Origin of the sequence: Nonomuraea sp. B5E05 (assembly GCF_039880665.1) — a bacterium.
Classification (GTDB): Bacteria; Actinomycetota; Actinomycetes; order Streptosporangiales; family Streptosporangiaceae; genus Nonomuraea.
Window position 1 is genome coordinate 12,773 of sequence record NZ_JBDPMJ010000008.1, and the last position, 15,885, is coordinate 28,657.

16 protein-coding genes are annotated in these 15,885 nt (G+C 72.6%); 12 read left to right on the forward strand and 4 right to left on the reverse strand.

Annotated features, from left to right (window positions below; translation table 11 throughout):
• Window positions 1-64 precede the first annotated feature (64 nt).
• Genes ABGB01_RS16610 through nagZ form a run of 3 tightly spaced genes read left to right on the forward strand, consistent with a single transcriptional unit; the run spans window position 65 to window position 3,337 of the window.
• Window positions 65-325 carry an HPr family phosphocarrier protein gene (locus ABGB01_RS16610; RefSeq protein WP_132596043.1) on the forward strand — a complete coding sequence of 87 codons (261 nt, stop codon included), beginning with the start codon at window positions 65-67 and terminating at the stop codon, window positions 323-325.
• Complete coding sequence (ptsP, locus tag ABGB01_RS16615; protein WP_347774225.1) at window positions 322-1,989, forward strand: phosphoenolpyruvate--protein phosphotransferase; 1,668 nt, start codon at window positions 322-324, stop codon at window positions 1,987-1,989. Before ABGB01_RS16610 ends, ptsP begins: the two co-directional genes overlap by 4 nt.
• 46 nt (window positions 1,990-2,035) lie before the next feature.
• The gene (gene nagZ, locus ABGB01_RS16620) at window positions 2,036-3,337 is read left to right on the forward strand and encodes a beta-N-acetylhexosaminidase (protein ID WP_347774226.1); all 1,302 of its coding nucleotides are present in this window, start codon (window positions 2,036-2,038) and stop codon (window positions 3,335-3,337) included.
• A 25-nt stretch (window positions 3,338-3,362) separates the two neighbouring features.
• Here the strand turns inward: nagZ and ABGB01_RS16625 are convergent, their stop codons facing one another.
• From ABGB01_RS16625 to ABGB01_RS16635, 3 genes are read right to left on the reverse strand one after another with little or no spacing between them, the layout of a single operon-like run.
• The gene (locus ABGB01_RS16625) at window positions 3,363-4,139 is read right to left on the reverse strand and encodes an ABC transporter permease (RefSeq protein ID WP_347774227.1); all 777 of its coding nucleotides are present in this window, start codon (window positions 4,137-4,139) and stop codon (window positions 3,363-3,365) included.
• Window positions 4,136-5,710, reverse strand: coding sequence for an ABC transporter permease subunit (locus tag ABGB01_RS16630; protein ID WP_347774228.1), 1,575 nt, complete (start codon window positions 5,708-5,710; stop codon window positions 4,136-4,138). The genes ABGB01_RS16625 and ABGB01_RS16630 overlap by 4 nt, the downstream gene beginning before the upstream one ends.
• Window positions 5,707-6,624, reverse strand: a complete 918-nt coding sequence (locus ABGB01_RS16635; RefSeq protein WP_347774229.1) for an ATP-binding cassette domain-containing protein — start codon at window positions 6,622-6,624, stop codon at window positions 5,707-5,709. The genes ABGB01_RS16630 and ABGB01_RS16635 overlap by 4 nt, the downstream gene beginning before the upstream one ends.
• Before the next feature lie 135 nt (window positions 6,625-6,759).
• On the opposite strand from ABGB01_RS16635, the gene ABGB01_RS16640 reads away from it, so the two are divergent.
• The 7 genes from ABGB01_RS16640 to ABGB01_RS16670 all read left to right on the forward strand — a co-directional run bounded on the left by ABGB01_RS16640 (window position 6,760) and on the right by ABGB01_RS16670 (window position 12,288).
• A complete protein-coding gene (locus ABGB01_RS16640; protein WP_347774231.1) occupies window positions 6,760-8,148 on the forward strand; it encodes a sensor histidine kinase in 1,389 nt (462 codons plus the stop codon).
• Entirely contained in the window at window positions 8,145-8,816 is a 672-nt protein-coding gene (locus ABGB01_RS16645) for a response regulator transcription factor (RefSeq protein ID WP_347774233.1), read from the forward strand. The genes ABGB01_RS16640 and ABGB01_RS16645 overlap by 4 nt, the downstream gene beginning before the upstream one ends.
• Window positions 8,817-8,858: 42 nt before the next feature.
• Window positions 8,859-9,518, forward strand: a complete 660-nt coding sequence (locus tag ABGB01_RS16650; protein ID WP_347774234.1) for an HAD family phosphatase — start codon at window positions 8,859-8,861, stop codon at window positions 9,516-9,518.
• Window positions 9,519-9,642: 124 nt separating this feature from the next.
• On the forward strand, window positions 9,643-10,143 hold the full coding sequence (locus tag ABGB01_RS16655) for a hypothetical protein (protein ID WP_347774236.1): 501 nt from the start codon (window positions 9,643-9,645) through the stop codon (window positions 10,141-10,143).
• Window positions 10,144-10,258: 115 nt separating this feature from the next.
• Window positions 10,259-10,696, forward strand: coding sequence for a DUF2690 domain-containing protein (locus tag ABGB01_RS16660; protein ID WP_347774237.1), 438 nt, complete (start codon window positions 10,259-10,261; stop codon window positions 10,694-10,696).
• Window positions 10,697-10,784: 88 nt separating this feature from the next.
• The gene (locus ABGB01_RS16665; RefSeq protein WP_347774238.1) at window positions 10,785-11,411 is read left to right on the forward strand and encodes an HAD hydrolase-like protein; all 627 of its coding nucleotides are present in this window, start codon (window positions 10,785-10,787) and stop codon (window positions 11,409-11,411) included.
• Between the two features lie 169 nt (window positions 11,412-11,580).
• Window positions 11,581-12,288, forward strand: coding sequence for a haloacid dehalogenase-like hydrolase (locus tag ABGB01_RS16670; protein ID WP_347774240.1), 708 nt, complete (start codon window positions 11,581-11,583; stop codon window positions 12,286-12,288).
• Between the two features lie 43 nt (window positions 12,289-12,331).
• Here ABGB01_RS16670 and ABGB01_RS16675 read toward each other — a convergent pair whose 3' ends face one another.
• The gene (locus ABGB01_RS16675; protein WP_347774242.1) at window positions 12,332-13,936 is read right to left on the reverse strand and encodes a penicillin-binding transpeptidase domain-containing protein; all 1,605 of its coding nucleotides are present in this window, start codon (window positions 13,934-13,936) and stop codon (window positions 12,332-12,334) included.
• A gap of 99 nt (window positions 13,937-14,035) precedes the next feature.
• Here ABGB01_RS16675 and ABGB01_RS16680 point away from each other — a divergent pair, with 99 nt between their 5' ends.
• Together ABGB01_RS16680 and ABGB01_RS16685 are read left to right on the forward strand one after the other, a co-directional pair.
• The gene (locus ABGB01_RS16680) at window positions 14,036-14,965 is read left to right on the forward strand and encodes a LysR family transcriptional regulator (protein ID WP_347774243.1); all 930 of its coding nucleotides are present in this window, start codon (window positions 14,036-14,038) and stop codon (window positions 14,963-14,965) included.
• 43 nt (window positions 14,966-15,008) lie between these two features.
• Window positions 15,009-15,866: a serine hydrolase gene (locus tag ABGB01_RS16685; protein ID WP_347774244.1), complete on the forward strand. Its 858-nt coding sequence runs from the start codon at window positions 15,009-15,011 to the stop codon at window positions 15,864-15,866.
• Window positions 15,867-15,885: the final 19 nt, after the last annotated feature.

Consider the following 15,885-nt stretch of genomic DNA (forward strand, 5'->3'; position numbering starts at 1 on the left):
CGGCAGGCGCCGTACGATCCCGGGTCCGGCTGGTCCGGACCAGCGCAGAAGGAGGAAGAAACAGATGGGTGAGCGCAAGGTCACCGTCGCGGCGGAGGTGGGGCTGCACGCCCGGCCCGCGGCGACGTTCGTGCAGCGGGCCAAACAGGCTCCGATGGACATCGCGGTGGCGAAGGCCCACGGCGGTGACCCCGTCAACGGCAAGAGCATCCTCGCGATCATGGGGCTCGACGTCCGCCAGGGCGAGACCGTCGTGATCTCCGCGGAGGGCGAAGGCTCAGAAGAGGTGCTCGACGAACTGGCAGAGATCGCCGGTAAGCCATGAATCTGCGGGGGGTGGGGGTCAGCCCGGGCATCGGGCACGGCCCCGCGTACGTACTGACCGCCTCCGTGCCCGAACCCCCCGAGGGCGCCACCTACACCGGTGAGGCGGAGCAGGAGAAGGAGCGCGCGATGGCCGCGCTCACCCGGGTCGCGGGCGAGCTGGAGGCCCGCGGCAACCAGGCGGGCGGCGAGGCCGAGGAGATCCTCAAGGCTCAGGCGCTGATGGCCGAGGACCCCGGCCTGGTGGTGAAGGTGCGCTCCCTGATCGACCGCGGGCTGGCCGCGCCGAGGGCGGTCTACGAAGCTTTCACGAAATATCGGGACGTGCTGGCCGGCTCCGGTGGATACCTGGGCGAGCGGGCCGCCGACCTCAACGACATCAGGGACCGCGTGGTCGCGCTCCTCTACGGGCACGAGATGCCAGGGTTGCCCGCCGCGCCGGCGGAGCCGTACGTGCTGGTCGCCCGGGACCTCGCGCCCGCCGACACCGCGCTGCTGTCCAGGGGCGACGTCGCCGCGTTCGTCACCGAGGAGGGTGGCCCCACCAGCCACACCGCGATCATCGCCAGGGCGATGGGCGTGCCCGCCGTCGTGGCCTGCCCGGGCGCGACCACCATCCGGCAGGGTGTGCGGGTGATGGCCGACGGCGGCTCGGGCGAGGTGCGCCTGGAGCCGGCCGAGTCCGACGTGGCCGAGGCCGTCGGCGCCGCGACGGCCAGGCAGGCCGCGGTGTCCGAGGCGGAGGGCCCCGGCCGGACCGCCGACGGCCACCTCGTTCCGCTTTTCGCGAACATCGGCAGCCCGGCCGACCTGGCCGCCGCCCGGGAGGCGGGGGCCGAGGGCATCGGGCTCTACCGGACCGAGTTCCTCTTCCTCGACCGCGCCGAGGCGCCGTCCGCCGAGGAGCAGCGGCGTGCCTACCAGGCGGCGCTGGAGGCGTTCCCCGGCGGCAAGGTCGTCGTCAGGACGCTCGACAGCGGCGCGGACAAACCGCTGGCGTTCCTGCCCTCCACCACAGAGCCGAACCCGGCGCTGGGCGAGCGGGGCCTGCGCGCGTTCCGTAAGTTCCCCGAGGTGCTGGAGGCACAGCTCGGCGCGCTGGCCGAAGTCGCGACCGACGACCTCATGGTGATGGCGCCCATGGTGGCCACGGCCGAGGAGAGCCACTGGTTCGCGCAGCGGTGCCGGGCCAAGGGGCTGCGCAGAGTGGGCGTGATGATCGAGATCCCGTCCGCCGCGCTGCGGGCCAAGGACCTGCTCGCGCCCGTGGACTTCGTCTCGGTCGGGACCAACGACCTGTCCCAGTACACCTACGCCGCCGACCGCCAGCTCGGCGCCGTGAGCGCGCTCCAGGACCCGTGGCAGCCCGCGCTGCTCGACCTGGTCGCCGTGGCCGCGCGCGCCGCCCACGACGTGGGCAAGCCGTGCGGGATCTGCGGGGAGTCGGCCGCCGACCCGGCGCTGGCGTGCGTGCTCGTCGGCCTGGGGGCGACGACGTTGTCGATGGGGGCCGGGGCGCTGCCCGCCGTACGCGCCGGGCTGGCCGCGCACACCCTGCAGCAGTGCACGTTCGCGGCCGAGGCGGCGCGGGAGCAGACGACGGCGGGCGCCGCCCGTGCAGCGGCCCGCGTGCACCTTTCCGAACTCGGCAGGCTCGGGCTCTGACGGAAGCCGGGGTCGGCGGGGTCGTCGCACGGATACGTTAGGAGGCATGCCTCACTCCCCTCGACGCATCGCAACGGCAGGTGTCCTGACGATCGCGCTCGCCGCGTGCGCCGGTGGCGGCGGTTCGGCGGGCACGACGCCGCCGGGGAGTAAGGCGGCGCCACCCACGCGGTCCGCCCCGCAGCGCCCGCCCCAGACGCCGGACAGGCCCGATCCCGTCAAGAGCGCGCTGGCCGAGATGAGCGTCGCGGAGAAGGTGGGCCAGCTGTTCATGCCCGTCCTCTACGGCACCTCCGCCTCCTCGGTGTCGGGGGAGAACCAAGCCCGCTACGGCGCCCAGACCCCGGCCAAGGTGATCAGGAAATATCACCTGGGCGGTGTGATCCTCTTCCCGCAGAACGTCAAGAGCTCCCGCCAGGTCGTCGGCCTCACCAACGGCATGCAGCGCGCGGCCAGGGGCGTCCCCCTCCTGGTGGCCACCGACCAGGAGAACGGCCTGGTGTCGCGGATGTCCGCGCTCATGACAGAATTCCCCGGCGCGGGCGAGATCGGCGCGAAGAAGGACCTGTCGTTGTCGCGGGCCGTGGCCGCGGCCACCGGCCGGGAGTTGCGGGCGCTCGGCGTCAACCTCGACTTCGCCCCCGTCGCCGACGTCAACGTCAACCCCGGAAACCCCGTGATCGGCAGGCGGGCCTTCGGCGACGACCCGAAGAAGGTGGCCAAGATGGTCTCGGCGGCGGTCAAGGGCTTCGACGACGCGAAGATCGCCGCCACGGTCAAACACTTCCCCGGCCACGGCGACACGACCGTCGACAGCCACAGCGGGCTGCCCGTGATCGAGCACACGAAGGCAGAGTGGGAGCGGATCGACGCGCCGCCGTTCAAGGCCGCGATCGCCGCGGGGGTGGACGCCGTGATGAGCGCCCACATCGTCTTCCCCAAGCTCGACCCGTCGGGAGACCCGGCGACGTTGTCCAAGCCCATCCTCACCGGCCTGCTGCGGGAGAAGCTGGGCTTCAAGGGCGTGATCTCCACCGACGCGCTCAACATGGGCGGGGCGCGCACGAAATACGACGACGGCGAGGTGGCGGTCCGTGCCGTGCTGGCCGGCGCCGACCTGCTGCTCATGCCCAACGACCTGCCCGAGGCCCACCGGGCGGTGCTGGCGGCGGTGAAGTCGGGCCGCATCTCCGAGCAGCGGCTCGACCAGTCGGTCACCAGGCTGCTCACGCTCAAGCAGTCCAAGGGCCTGCTGGCCGAGGCCCCCGTCGCCTCCGCCGAGGAAGCGGCCCGCGTGTTACGCTCCGCCGAGCACCGCAAGCTGGCCGCCCGGGTCTCGGGCGGCTGAGGCCGCTGCGATCCTTCCCGGACGTTCAGGCGTCTCGCCGGCCCAGCAGCAGCCCGCCGGCCAGGAGCGCGGCCGCCGCCCACGCGGCGAGCACGCCCAGCCCCGCCCACGGGCCGAGCGGCAGGACGGCGGCGCCGGTGGTGGCCTGGACCGCGAGCCCGGCGCTGGCCGGCGACAGCTGCCAGAGCAACCGCTGCGTCCCCTCGTCCCCGACCATCCGTACGGCGAGCGGGAACAGGTAGAGCAGGCCCAGCACGGTGCCCGTGGCCGCGGCGGAGTCCCGTACGGCGGTGGCGACGCCCAGGCTGAGCAGGCCGATCAGCGCCAGATAGAGCACGGACCCGGCGGCGGCGCGCAGCGTCGGGCCGTCGGCCGGCGACAGCGGCGGGTAGCCGTGGGCCGGGGTGAATCCGCTGCCAGGGAGCAGCAGCCGCCCGGCCAGCACCGACCCCAGCACGCCGGCGGTCCCCGCGGCCAGCGTCAGGCCGGTGAGCACGGTGGCCTTGGCGGCCAGGACGGTGGTGCGGCGCGGCATCGCGACGAGGCTGGTGCGGATCATGCCCGTGCTGTACTCGCCGCACACCATTAGCACGGCCAGCAGCGCCACCGTCGCCTGGCCGAGCTGGACGCCCTGCAGGCCGATCCTGGCGGCGTCGTGGCCGCAGCTCGCCGACGCGCACGTCACGGAAGAGGCCGCCACGGCGCTCAGCGCCACGGTCAGCACGACCGTCCCGGCCAGCAGCCACCCGGGCCCCGGCACGGTGCGCAGCTTCGTCCACTCGGCGCACACGGCATGTCTCATACGTCACTCCCGCGCAGCCGGTACGCGGCCAGGGCGAGGGCGGTGGCGGTGTAGCCGCACAGGACGGCGAAGCCGGCCCACGGCGCCAGCGGGTAGTAGCCGGCCACCGGCGCGTAGTGGGCGATCACCTGCGGATATTCGGGCACGCTCTGCTGGATCGCGAACCCGGCCGCAGGGGTGATCCGTAGCAGCCACTCCGACGCGCTCTCCGGCAGGAAGGACAGGATCGCGAGCACGTACGGGACGAGGGTGGCCGCCACGGCCACGACGACCGCCGTCGCGCTGCGCCGGAACAGCGCGCCGAGCGCGAGGCCGAGGACGGCGGCCACGGCCAGCAGCGCGGCGACGCCCGCGATCACGCGCAGTTCGGTGAGCAGGGGGACCGGCTGGGTGAAGACGCCGTTGCCGCTCAGGATGCGCCGCCCGGCCGGCAGCGTGACGCCGGCGGCGGCCAGCCCGGCGAGGAACGTCACCGAGCCGATCACCACGGCCTTGGCCACCAGCACCCGGCCCCGGCGCGGGCTGGCCAGCATCGTGGTGTGGATCAGCCGCCGCCGGTATTCGGCGGTCACGAACAGCACCCCCACGACGATCGTCGCGATCAGCCCCGCCATCACGCCGAACAGCGTGCGCTCGACGGTGCCCCCGCCCGTGAGGGGCGCGATGTCCCCGACGCCGGTGATGGCGAACGCGCCGCCGGAGCGCTCCAGCCGGCCCGGGTGATGGGGCGTCACGCCGTCGAGGTCCATCGTGACGCCGATGTCGTCGTTCTTCCACGTGCCGCCGGTGCCGGCGCCGCGCACGGTGACCCGGTCGGCGACGGCGGTGGCCTCCGTGAAGCGGGACGCCGCGACGGACCCGCCGGCGGCGTTCGGCGAGATCGTCAGGTCACCGGGGGAGGCGGCGAACAGTCCGATGCGGACCTGCGCCGGCAATCCCTCCAGGCGGGCGGTGCCGACCCGGGTCCACCGCCTGCCGTCGGGCGACTCCTCGCCAATGATCGTGTCACCCGTACGGGTGAGCCGCAGCCAGCGCGGGGATCGCGGCGAGACGCCGCCTGGACGGCCGGCCACGTCCTCGGTGAAGTCGTGCTGCATGCGTACGCCGTGGCTGCCGGTGACCATCACGGCCGCGTAGGAGGCGCCCTGCTCCGTGCTCTCCTTGATCATGATGCCGGCCTTGGCCCAGGGCACGACACCTTCGACCACGTTCCTGACGCCAGGGGTGGCGTCGGGCTTGCGGATCTGGCCGGTCATGGAGGTGACGCGCGCGGTGATGACGCCGTCGCCGTCCAGCGGCTGGTGGACGAAGAAGAACCGGTCCTCCACGGCCTGCCCGCCAGGGCCCAGCGGAGGGACGGGACACGGCACCTCCACCGGCCCCTTGCTGCAGGAGGAGTGGCTGCCCGCGGCCAACGACAACCCGAGGCCCACGACGAGCAGCGCCCCGGTCGCCACGCCGGCCACCCACCCGCGAACGGTGCGGAACTTGGTCCACTCGGCGCGTACGAGCTGCCAGAACCCGTCCCGCCCGGCTCGCAGGTCCGAGCGGTAGGGGGTGACGGCGGTCATCGCGCGGCTCCCCGGTGGTCGACGGCGCCCCTGGTCAGGTCGAGGTACGCCTCCTCCAGCGTCGCCCGGTGGGCGCTCACCTCGGAGAACGGCACGGACCGGTCGCCGAGCAGCCGTACGACGTGCTCGGCGGCCAGCCCCGCGACGGTGAGCGTGTCACGTCCGGTGACGGTCACCGTGGCGCCCGCTCCGGCCAGCGCCGACATCGCGGGCTCCCGTGCCATCGTGCGGACCGTCACCTGGCCGCCGGACGCGGCCGCGATCAGGTCGGCCACGCTGGTGTCCGCGATCACCCGGCCCCGGCCCGCCACCACGAGATGGCCGGCGGTGTCCTGCAACTCGCTCATCAGGTGGCTGGACACCAGCACGGCCCGCCCCTCGGCGGCCAGCGACCGCAGCAGCTCACGGATCCACACGATGCCCTCGGGGTCGAGGCCGTTGAACGGCTCGTCCAGCATGAGCATCGGCGGGTCGCCCATCAGCGCCGCGGCGATCCCCAGCCGCTGGCGCATGCCCAGCGAGAACCCGCCCGCGCGGCGTCTCGCCGCGTCGGTCAGCCCGACCCGCCCCAGCAGCAGGTCGGCCCGCCCGGCGCCCAGCCCCTGGGAGCGGGCCAGCCACAACAGGTGGTCGCGCGCGGTGCGGCTCGGTTGCAGCGCACCGGCGTCCAGCAGCGCGCCGACGTGCCGCAAGGGGGTGCGCAGGCTCCGGTACGGTCGCCCGCCGACCAGCGCCCTGCCCTCGTCGGCGGTGTCCAGGCCGAGCACCACCCGCATCGTGGTGGACTTGCCCGCACCGTTGGGGCCGACGAACCCGGTGACCTGGCCAGGCCGTACGGTGAATGACATTCCGTCCAGGGCCTGGGTCGCGCCGAACCGCTTGCGCAGCCCGGAGACTTCGATGGTTGCTTCCACGCCAGGCAGACTAGGCAGCGGACCCCGTGCCGGTCGTCACGCGACGGAGCCATCTCCGCCCTCCCTGACGCCCGCTACGGCCCGTCCCTCGTACGAGGGATGGCGGCGGGCCGCGGGGCGGTGACAATGGCTTGCGTGAGGCGAGCGGGTGGCAGGCGGGTGGCGTGGGTGCGCCGGATCCCGGCCGCGTGCACGGCGCTGGCACCGTACGCGCCCCTGGCGACCGGCCTGCTGGTGGCGCTGGTCGCCGTGGCCGAGTCGCTGGCGTTCTCGTCGACGCAGCCGGTGACGGGCGACACGGTGAGCGTGCCCGCGGGCACCCCGTACGGGCCTGCGGGCACCCTTGTCAACGTCCCGCCGACCGCGGATCCGACGGGGCCGGGGGAGCGTGGCGCCGGGCCCTGGGTGCCGGGCCCGGCCCAGCTCATCGTTCTGCCGCTGCTCGCGCTGGCCACCACGCTCCCGCTGCCGCTGTTGTGGGCGCAGCCGCTCGCGGGTGCCCTGGTCGCCTGCGCGGCGGCGGTGATGTCGATCGCGGCCTTCGACACGTTCACCGTGGCGGGCGCGGTCACGCAGCTGATCGCCGCCTACCGGTCCGGCCGCCACGGGTCGCCGGTCCCCGCCGTGCTGGCCGTGGCGCCGTTCCCGCTGCTGGCGGTGGCGCTGGCGGCGGCCGGTCGTACGGACGGCCAGGCGTGGATGCTCGCCCTGCTGGCGGCGTGCACGGCCCCTGCGGCCGCGCTGGCGGGGATCGCGCGGCGGGCCCGCCGCCGGGCGATGGCCGACACGGCGGCCCGGCAGGTCATGTCGGAAAGCCTGCTGGAGCACGCGGCCAGGGGCGAGCGCGCCCGTATCGCCCGCGAGCTGCACGACGTGGTCGCCCACCACATTTCCATGGTCGCCGTGCAGGCGGAGACGGCCCGGCTCGCCGTCCCCGGGATGCCCGACGCCGGTGCGGAGCGGCTGCTGGCGATCGGCGACACCGCCAGGGCTGCGCTGACCGAGATGCGGCGGTTGCTCGGCGTGCTGCGCGAGGACGCGGAGGCAGAGCCGGCCTGGCGGCCTCAGCCGGGCCTGCGCCTGCACGAGCTCAACGAGCTGCTCGACGCGTCGCGCGAGGCGTCGGGCACGGTCACCCGGCTCGTCCTGCGCGGCGCCCCGGTGGAGCTCGACCCGGGGGTGGAACTGGCCGCGTACCGGATCGTCCAGGAGGCTCTCACGAACGTGCGGCGGCACGCCCCGGGCGCGGCCGTGGACGTGGAGCTCGACTACGGTGACGAGGTCGTGCGGCTGCGCGTCCGCGACAACGGGCCGGGACCGCCCAGTAATGAGCCCGGTAATGAGCCCGATGATGAGCCCGGTGATGAGCAGGGTGGTCACGGTCTGTCAGGCATGCGCGAGCGCGCCGCGGCCGTCGGCGCCGACCTGCACGCTGGGCCCGCGCCGGGCGGGGGTTTCCTCGTCGAGGCCCGCCTCCCGCGCAGCGACGAACGCCTCTCCGGAAAGGAACGACCGAGCGGATGAGTGGCCCCAAGGTCCGTGTCGTCATCGCCGACGATCATCTGGTGGTGCGCACCGGCTTCGCCGAGTTGCTCGACACCCAGCCGGACTTCGAGGTCGCCGGCACGGCCGCCGACGGCGCCGAGGCGGTGCGGGTGTGCCGCGAGCGGTCGCCCGACGTGGTGCTCATGGACGTGCGCATGCCCGGCATGGGCGGCATCGAGGCCACCCGGCTCCTCGCGGGGCCCGGCGGGCCACGGGTGCTCATCCTGACGACGTTCGACCTCGACGAGTACGTCTACGACGCGCTGCGCGCAGGGGCCAGCGGCTTCCTGCTCAAGGACGTCACCGCCGAGCGGCTCTTCGACGCCGTACGCGTCATCGCCGCGGGCGAGGCGCTGCTGGCCCCGGCGGTCACCCGGCGGCTGATCAGCGAGTTCGCCCGCCAGGTCCCGAGGGGCGAGGCGCCCGTGGCGGAGCTGGCCAGGCTCACCCCGCGCGAGACGCAGGTGCTGCGACTGGTCGCGGAGGGGTTGTCCAATCCGGAGATCGCGGGGAGGCTGCTGGTGACGGAGGAGACGGTCAAGACGCACGTCAGTCGCGTGCTGAACAAGCTCGGCCTGCGTGACAGGACCCAGGCGGTCGTCGCGGCGTACGAGACGGGGCTGGTGGTGCCGCGCGGCCGGGCGTGAGCGCGGGCCGCGGGACACCTTATTCTGGAACGACGTTCGAGCATGGAGGTGGTCGTGGTCACGGGTGTGCTGATCGACTGGGGCGGGGTGCTCACGACGAGCCTGTCCGACTCCATCGGCAGGTGGATTCGCGAGGACCGGATCGACGCCGAGCACTACTACGTCGTGATGCGCGAGATGGTCGATCACGCCTACGGCGACGGTGCGGGGGAGAGCACGGTCCACGCGCTCGAACGCGGCGAGCTCGACGGTCCCGCCTTCGAGCGCGATCTCGCGGCCCGGCTGCTCACGCTCGACGGGGTGCCGCCGGTGGCGGAAGGGCTGCTGGATCGTATGTTCGCGGGGTTCGAGCGGGTCGAGGCGATGTACGACGTGCTCCGCGACGTGCGGAAAAATGGACTTAAAACGTGTTTGCTCTCCAACTCCTGGGCGAACACGTATGCCCGCGACGACTGGGACGACCTCTTCGACGCGGTCGTGATCTCCGGCGAGGTCGGCATGCGCAAGCCCGAGCCGCGCATCTTCCACCACGCCCTCGGCCAGATCGGGCTCCCCGGCGAGGAGTGCGTGTTCATCGACGACATCGAGGCCAACATCCTGGCCGCCCGCGCCCTCGGCATCGCCGGCATCCACCACCGCGACGCGGAGTCGACCATCACGGAGCTCGAGTCCCACCTCCGCCTCACGCTGCGCCGGGCATGACAGCCCGCCGGGGCGTCGTGGTCAGGCGGCGGGCTGATGAGCAGGGCGCCCATCAGTAAGGTGTCGGTCTGGTGGCTCGGGTTCCCGATGGCCGAGCCCTGGCGAAAGCGTGGAAAGGTACGTCATGCGCGTCTATCTGCCGTGCACTCTCCCTGCCCTGGCCGCGGCGGTCGAGGCGGGAGAGGTTGGCCCGGCCCCGTTGACCGGCTACGCGGTGACCCCCGCGCTGACCGAGTGGTACGCCTCGGGCGACACCGAGGAGCTCGAATACGTCGCGCTCACCGAGGCGGCCCGCGCCTCGCTGCGCCTGCTGGCCGCCGCCGGCGGGAAGGCCGCGCCCAGGCGTGTCGTGGTCGCGGCCGAGGTGCCGGACCGTGAGGTGTCCGCCGGCGTCGATCTCGAGGAGCGGGGCAGGGTGCGCCTCGCCGGGCCGGTCCCGCTGGCCAAGGTGGCCGCCGTGCACGTCGACGACCATGACGCGGTGGCCGACGTCGAGGCCGCGATCGCCGCGCTGCCGGCCTCCGACGCGGGCGACGACGACGCGAAGTTCACCGTGGACGGCGCGGAGGCCCACGAGCTCATGTGGTACGCGACCCAGGAGATCCCCGAACTTCTCGGTGAGTAACGGTGACGTTACGTCCGTCACACTTCCTTGACCGGTCCGTGACTTTACTCGCTATTGTCCCGACTCAGCACTGTTCTTTACTCAAAGGAGTCGGTTCTCAGTGAAGCTTCGAGTTGTGGCTGTCGTTACGGGGGCGGTAGCGGCGGCGGCCCTCTTCGCAGGCTCTCCCGCGAACGCCCAGGCAGCCAAGCCGTACGACCACCAGGACCCCTACAAGTCGGGCTGCGGTAACTCGGCCCGCGTGGTGAAGTCCGCGAAGATCACGAGCCGCGCCAACGGCCCGGTCGGGACCATCAAGCTGATGTGGTCCGGCAAGTGCAAGACCAACTGGACCGAGATCAAGGTCGGCTCCAGCATGAGCGGCACCATCAAGGTCTACGCCAGAGACGGGCGCTACGACACCTTCTCCTACAAGGCCGGCAACGGGGGCCGCCACTGGGGCGACATGATCTGGGCGAACAACATGTGCGCCTGGGGAAGCGCCACCGTGAAGTGGAACGGCGGCCGGGGCGGCCAGAACGGCTCCGGCATGACCGGCAAGGCCTGCCGCTGAGGCATGCGCGCGGAGGCCGCGGCCGGACGGCCTGTGGCCTCCGCGCATCCCGTGGAATGTCAAGGCGGGCCACTATGCTGGTCATGACATGACAAAACACATCGTTTGGGATTGGAACGGCACCCTCTTCCACGATCTTGACGCCGTGGTCGAAGCCACCAACGAAGTCTTCAAGCCGTACGACCTGCCTGCGATGACCGCCGACGGATTCCGCGCGGTCTACACGCGCCCGGTTTGGCTCGCCTACGAGCGCCTGCTCGGCCGCCCGCTGACCGAGGGCGAGTGGCAGCTGCTCGACGAAGGGTTCCACGAGCACTACTACCGGTTGTGCGACAGCTGCCGGCTCGCCGCCGGCGCCGAGGTCGTGCTCTCCAGCTGGACGGGCACGCAGTCGCTCTGCTCGATGGCGCCGCACGCCCATCTGGTGCCCAAGGTCGACTCGTTCGGCATCACCCGGCACTTCACCAGGATCGACGGGCTGCTCGGGCTGACCGGCGGCGAGAAGGCGGCCCACATGACCGCGCACATCGCGGCGCTCGGCATCGATCCCGGCGACATTCTGGTGATCGGCGACAGCGTGGACGACGGGCTCGCCGCCAAGCACGTGGGAGCCAGGGCGGTGCTCTACACCGGCGGCATGACGACCAGGGCCGAGCTCGAAAGCACCGGTCTGCCGGTGGTCGACACTCTCGCCGACGCCCTCGACCACGCCTAGACAGCGCTCCGGCCATGCTCGGCCATGCTCGGCCATGCTCGGCCATGCTCGGGCATGCTCGGGCATGCTCGGGGCATACGAAAATCGCCCGGGCGCGGGCCTTGAGCCCGGTGGCGGCCGTACCCTTGGCAGGGATCACCCCCCTCAGGAGGCCGCCATCAACCGCCTTGTGCTCTGGAACGTCGACCTGACCCTGGTCGACGTCGCCATCGTGACCAGGGACGCCTACGCCGAGGCGTTCCGCCTCGTGACCGGGCGACCGCTGGTCAAGCTCGTCCCCCCGCTGGGCCGCCCCGACTCCGAGATCGTCTTCGAGACGCTGGCCGTCAACGGCGTCCAGGCCGAGGACGCCCACCTGCCCAAGTTCCTGGCGGCGCTGGCCATGGCCTTCGCCGACCGGCGCGGGCGGCTGGCCGAGCAGGGCCGGATGATGCCCGGGTCGAAAGACGCGCTCAAGTCGGTGTCCAAGCTCGACGGCGTGGTCCAGACGGTGCTGACCGGCACGATCAAGAGCAACGCCGTGCACAAGCTCAAGGCGTTCAAGCTGGACAAGTACATCGACTTCGAGCTCGGCGGCTACGGCGAGGAGGTCTATCCCAAGGCGACGCTGCTGCAGGTCGCGCAGTCGCGGGCCAAGCAGCGACTCGGGGTGCCGTTCACCGCGGCCAACACCGTGGTGATCGGCGACTCCACGCGTGACGTGCAGGCCGCCAAGATCGGCGGCGCGGCCATGATCGGGGTCGCCTCCGGGCGGTCGACGGCGGCCGAGCTCAGCGAGGCTGGCGCCGACATCGTGCTGCCCGACCTGTCCAACGCCTCGGAGGTGGTGGCCGCGGTCGCCGGCCTCACGTCCCCTCTCGACCGCAAAGCCGGCTGACCTCCCTCTCGATCGCGATGCCGGCCGGCCCGCACCTCGGGGGTCAGGGCAGAGCGTCGAGGAAGCGGGCCGCGATCGGGGCCGCCACCGCGTTGCCCGCGCCGCCGCCCTCGACGACCACCGCGAACGCCAGGTCCCCCTTGTAGCCGATGAACCAGGAGTGCGCGGGCGGTTCCTTGCCGGAGCCGTACTCCGCGGTGCCGGTCTTGCCCGCCGTGCCGGCCGGGAACCGTACGGCGTGGGCGGTGCCGTCGGTGACGACGGCGGGCATGAGCTTGCGCAGCGCCGCCACCACCCCTCGCTCCAGCGGGCGAGGCCGGGACGGTTGCGCGCCGGGGATGTGCTCGTCCTTGACGAGCCTGGGCGGGACGTACGCGCCGGAGGCGATGGCCGCGGCGACGGACGCCATGTTCAGCGGGCTCGCCAGCACCCTGCCCTGCCCGATGGCGGCGGAGGCGAGGTCGGTGTCGTCCTTCGGATCGGGGAACTCCGCCCGTACGGCGGGCACGCCGGGCGTGATCGGGATGCCGAAGCCGAAGCTGCCGGCGACCTCGCCCAGCCGGCCGCCGTTCAGTTCGGCCACGGCGAGCTCGCCGAAGGTGGTGTTGCACGAATGCGCGAACGCGTCACGGAACGACAGCGTGCCGAAGTCCTCGTAACCCGCGTTGTGGAACGGGAAGCCGCCGATGTTCCGCTCGGCGGGGCAGGCGACCTTCTCGCTCGGCTCGGTCCCGTCGGCGACCAGGGCGGAGGCCGTCACGACCTTGAAGGTCGAGCCCGGCGGATATTTGCCGAGCAGGGCCCGGTTGAACCCGCCGGGCGCGTTGATCGCCGCGAGGATCTCCCCGGTCGAGGCCCGCAGGGCCACCAGCGAGCGGGGCTTGGACACGCCTTCGAGCGCCCGGGCCCCCGCTCGGTGCACCTTCAGGTCGATCGTGGTCCGCACCGGCCGCTTCCCGGCGGGTTTCACGACCGTCTGGAGGACCTTGTCCCCTTCGTACAAGTCGATTCTGGAGCGTTCCGGCACCTTGAAGCGGTCGGGAAGGGTCTGCTTGATCCCTTCGACGAGCTGCTGCACGGAGCCGGGCGCGTCGGGGGTGCTGATGGTGGTGCCGTCGGCGGCCACGACCGGAGGGGCGTCGCCCTGCTCCGTGACGACCCGCAGCGAGCGGCCCTGCTTCAGCAGGGGATGCAGGGCGGCGGGGGTCCAGGCCACTTTCCAGGAACGGCCGCTTTCGACGAGTTTGAGCGCCCCGCTGTAGCGCCAGTCGTGTTCCCCGGTCAGCTGTGCGACGAAGCCGACGACGCCGTCGCCGTCGGCGGCCGAGCGGGCGAAGACGCCTGTCGGCTCGGGTCGGTGGAAGCCGGCCCGGGTCGCCTTGAGGTCGGCGAGGAAGCGCCGGTGCCGGCGCTCGAAGTCGGCGGGCGGGTCGACGACCAGCTCCCGCATCGCCGCGTAGTCCTGGCCTGACCAGGCCGCGAGGTATTCGTCGGCCGTCCGCTCCGGCGAGCCCTCCGTACGCAGCGCCCAGATGACGCCGCCGGCCGCGACGACCGGGACGAGCAGCCCCGCCACGATCCACAGCCATCGCCGGCTCCGGCGCCGCGGCGGTTGCTCAGGCCGCAGGTAGGCATAGTTTGTCCCCATTTGTGGTGCCATGACGGAGAGGACACCAGAGCGGGATCGCGGATGTCCAATACTGATATGACCGCTCAAAGGATATATATCTGGCTATAGTTGCTGCTCATGGACCTTGTCCGGCACCTCCGCTACTTCACCGTGGTCGCGGAGGAACTCCACTTCGGCAACGCCGCGATCCGGCTCGGCATGGCGCAGCCGCCGCTCAGCCAGCGCATCAAGCGCCTGGAGGAGGAGCTCGGCGTGCGGCTGTTCGACCGCTCGGCCCGCCAGGTCAGGCTCACCGAGGCGGGCCGGCTGCTGCTGGGCGAGGCCCGCGAGATCGTGACCAGGGTGGATCGGCTGCACGAGCTGGCCAGGCAGGGCCAGGGCACGGTGCTGAAGGTCGGCGTCCCGCCCGACCTGGCCGCCGCCGCGATCGCCGCTCTCGTCGCCGGTTTCCGCGAGATCAAGCCGGAAGTACGTCTCGCGCCCGCCGAGATCTGGACCGCCGACCAGGTGACGGCGCTGGCGGAGGGCACGATCGACGTCGGCCTGGTCCGCCATCCGGTCTCCGCGCCCGGCCTGGAGTACGGCCGGGTCCTCGTGCAGGCGCAGGGCGCGCTGCTGGCCGAGGGCGACCCGCTGACCGCCGTCGGCGAGGTGCACCTGGCCGACCTGGCAGGACGCGAGCTGGTGATGCCGCCCAAGGTGGGCGAGCCGGGGCTGCACGCCGAGGTGTTGTCGGAATGCCGGCGCCACGGCTTCGTCCCCGCGCAGGTGCATGAGGGCGCCGGGCTCGGGCTGGTCCTTGCCGGGGCGGCGGTGGCGTTCGGGCCGAAGGCAGAGCTCCCGGGGCTGGCCTGGCGGCCGCTGCTAGGCTCGCCGATCATGTCCAGGGTCTCCACGGCCTGGCGCATGGCGACGGCGTCCGGCAACGACCTGATCGGCGAGTTCTCCGCCGTGGCCGTACGGACATTGAAGGAGAGAGCGGGGATGACGGACGAGGGCGCCGTACCCGCACGGCGGATCAGCCGCAGGCCGGGGATGCTGGCATGAGACGCGGACGCGACCCGCTGACGCGGCCGGTGAAGGAGGGCACGTGAGCACGCCCGACTTCGACGCCCTGTTCAGGGCGGCCGGCGTGAACGGCTGGCTGCACGCCGTCGACGTCGACTCGGGCCGGGAGATCGGTCACGGGGCCGACGTGCCGCTGCCCACGGCGTCGATGTTCAAGGTGCCGCTGCTGGTGGAGTTCTGCCGGCAGGCCGACGCCGGGCTGCTCGACCCCGCAGGCCGGATGACCGTGCCGGCGGCCGGCCGGTCGTCGGGGCCGACAGGCATCTCGGCGATGCTGGACGAGGTGACGCTCTCGCTGCGCGACATGGCGTACCTGATGATCGCGGTGAGCGACAACGGCTCCGCCGACGTGCTGCTGGCCAGGGTCGGGCGCGAGGCGGTCAACACGATGCTGGCGGCGCTGGGGCTGCACGGCACGCGTGTCCTGCAGAGTTGCCAGGAGTTCAACGACAGCATGCGCGAGGACGCCGGCCACCCGTGGCCGTTCGTCGATCCCGACGACATCGCCCGCCTGAGCGCGCTCGACCCCGAGCGGACCAACCGGAGCACCTCGCGCGAGATGGCGGAGTTGTTCGCGCTGATCTGGCGGGACGAGGCGGCCTCGGCCGAGTCGTGCGCCTGGATGCGCGCGGCGCTCAACAAGCAGGTCTGGCCGCACCGGCTGGCCTCCGGCTTCCCGTACGACGACGTCGCCGTCAGCGGCAAGACCGGCACGGCCCCGACGTTGCGCACCGAGTCGGGCGTCGTCGAATATCCCGACGGCAGGCGCTACGCGGTGGCCGTGTTCACCCGCTCCTTCAGCACCGCGCTCAACCAGCCGCGCGCCGACGCGGTGATCGGCACGGCCGCGCGTATGGCGGTGGACCACCTGAGGAAGTAGCAACTTGTGGGGAAGTCCG

What these genes read in the sequence shown, in the direction of transcription:
- ABGB01_RS16610 (WP_132596043.1), top strand. Translation starts at nt 65, where the DNA reads ATGGGTGAGCGCAAGGTCACCGTCGCGGCGGAGGTGGGGCTGCACGCC.
- ptsP (WP_347774225.1), top strand. Translation starts at nt 322, where the DNA reads ATGAATCTGCGGGGGGTGGGGGTCAGCCCGGGCATCGGGCACGGCCCC.
- nagZ (WP_347774226.1), top strand. Translation starts at nt 2,036, where the DNA reads ATGCCTCACTCCCCTCGACGCATCGCAACGGCAGGTGTCCTGACGATC.
- ABGB01_RS16625 (WP_347774227.1), bottom strand. Translation starts at nt 4,139, where the DNA reads ATGAGACATGCCGTGTGCGCCGAGTGGACGAAGCTGCGCACCGTGCCG.
- ABGB01_RS16630 (WP_347774228.1), bottom strand. Translation starts at nt 5,710, where the DNA reads ATGACCGCCGTCACCCCCTACCGCTCGGACCTGCGAGCCGGGCGGGAC.
- ABGB01_RS16645 (WP_347774233.1), top strand. Translation starts at nt 8,145, where the DNA reads ATGAGTGGCCCCAAGGTCCGTGTCGTCATCGCCGACGATCATCTGGTG.
- ABGB01_RS16650 (WP_347774234.1), top strand. Translation starts at nt 8,859, where the DNA reads ATGGAGGTGGTCGTGGTCACGGGTGTGCTGATCGACTGGGGCGGGGTG.
- ABGB01_RS16655 (WP_347774236.1), top strand. Translation starts at nt 9,643, where the DNA reads ATGCGCGTCTATCTGCCGTGCACTCTCCCTGCCCTGGCCGCGGCGGTC.
- ABGB01_RS16665 (WP_347774238.1), top strand. Translation starts at nt 10,785, where the DNA reads ATGACAAAACACATCGTTTGGGATTGGAACGGCACCCTCTTCCACGAT.
- ABGB01_RS16675 (WP_347774242.1), bottom strand. Translation starts at nt 13,936, where the DNA reads ATGGGGACAAACTATGCCTACCTGCGGCCTGAGCAACCGCCGCGGCGC.
- ABGB01_RS16680 (WP_347774243.1), top strand. Translation starts at nt 14,036, where the DNA reads ATGGACCTTGTCCGGCACCTCCGCTACTTCACCGTGGTCGCGGAGGAA.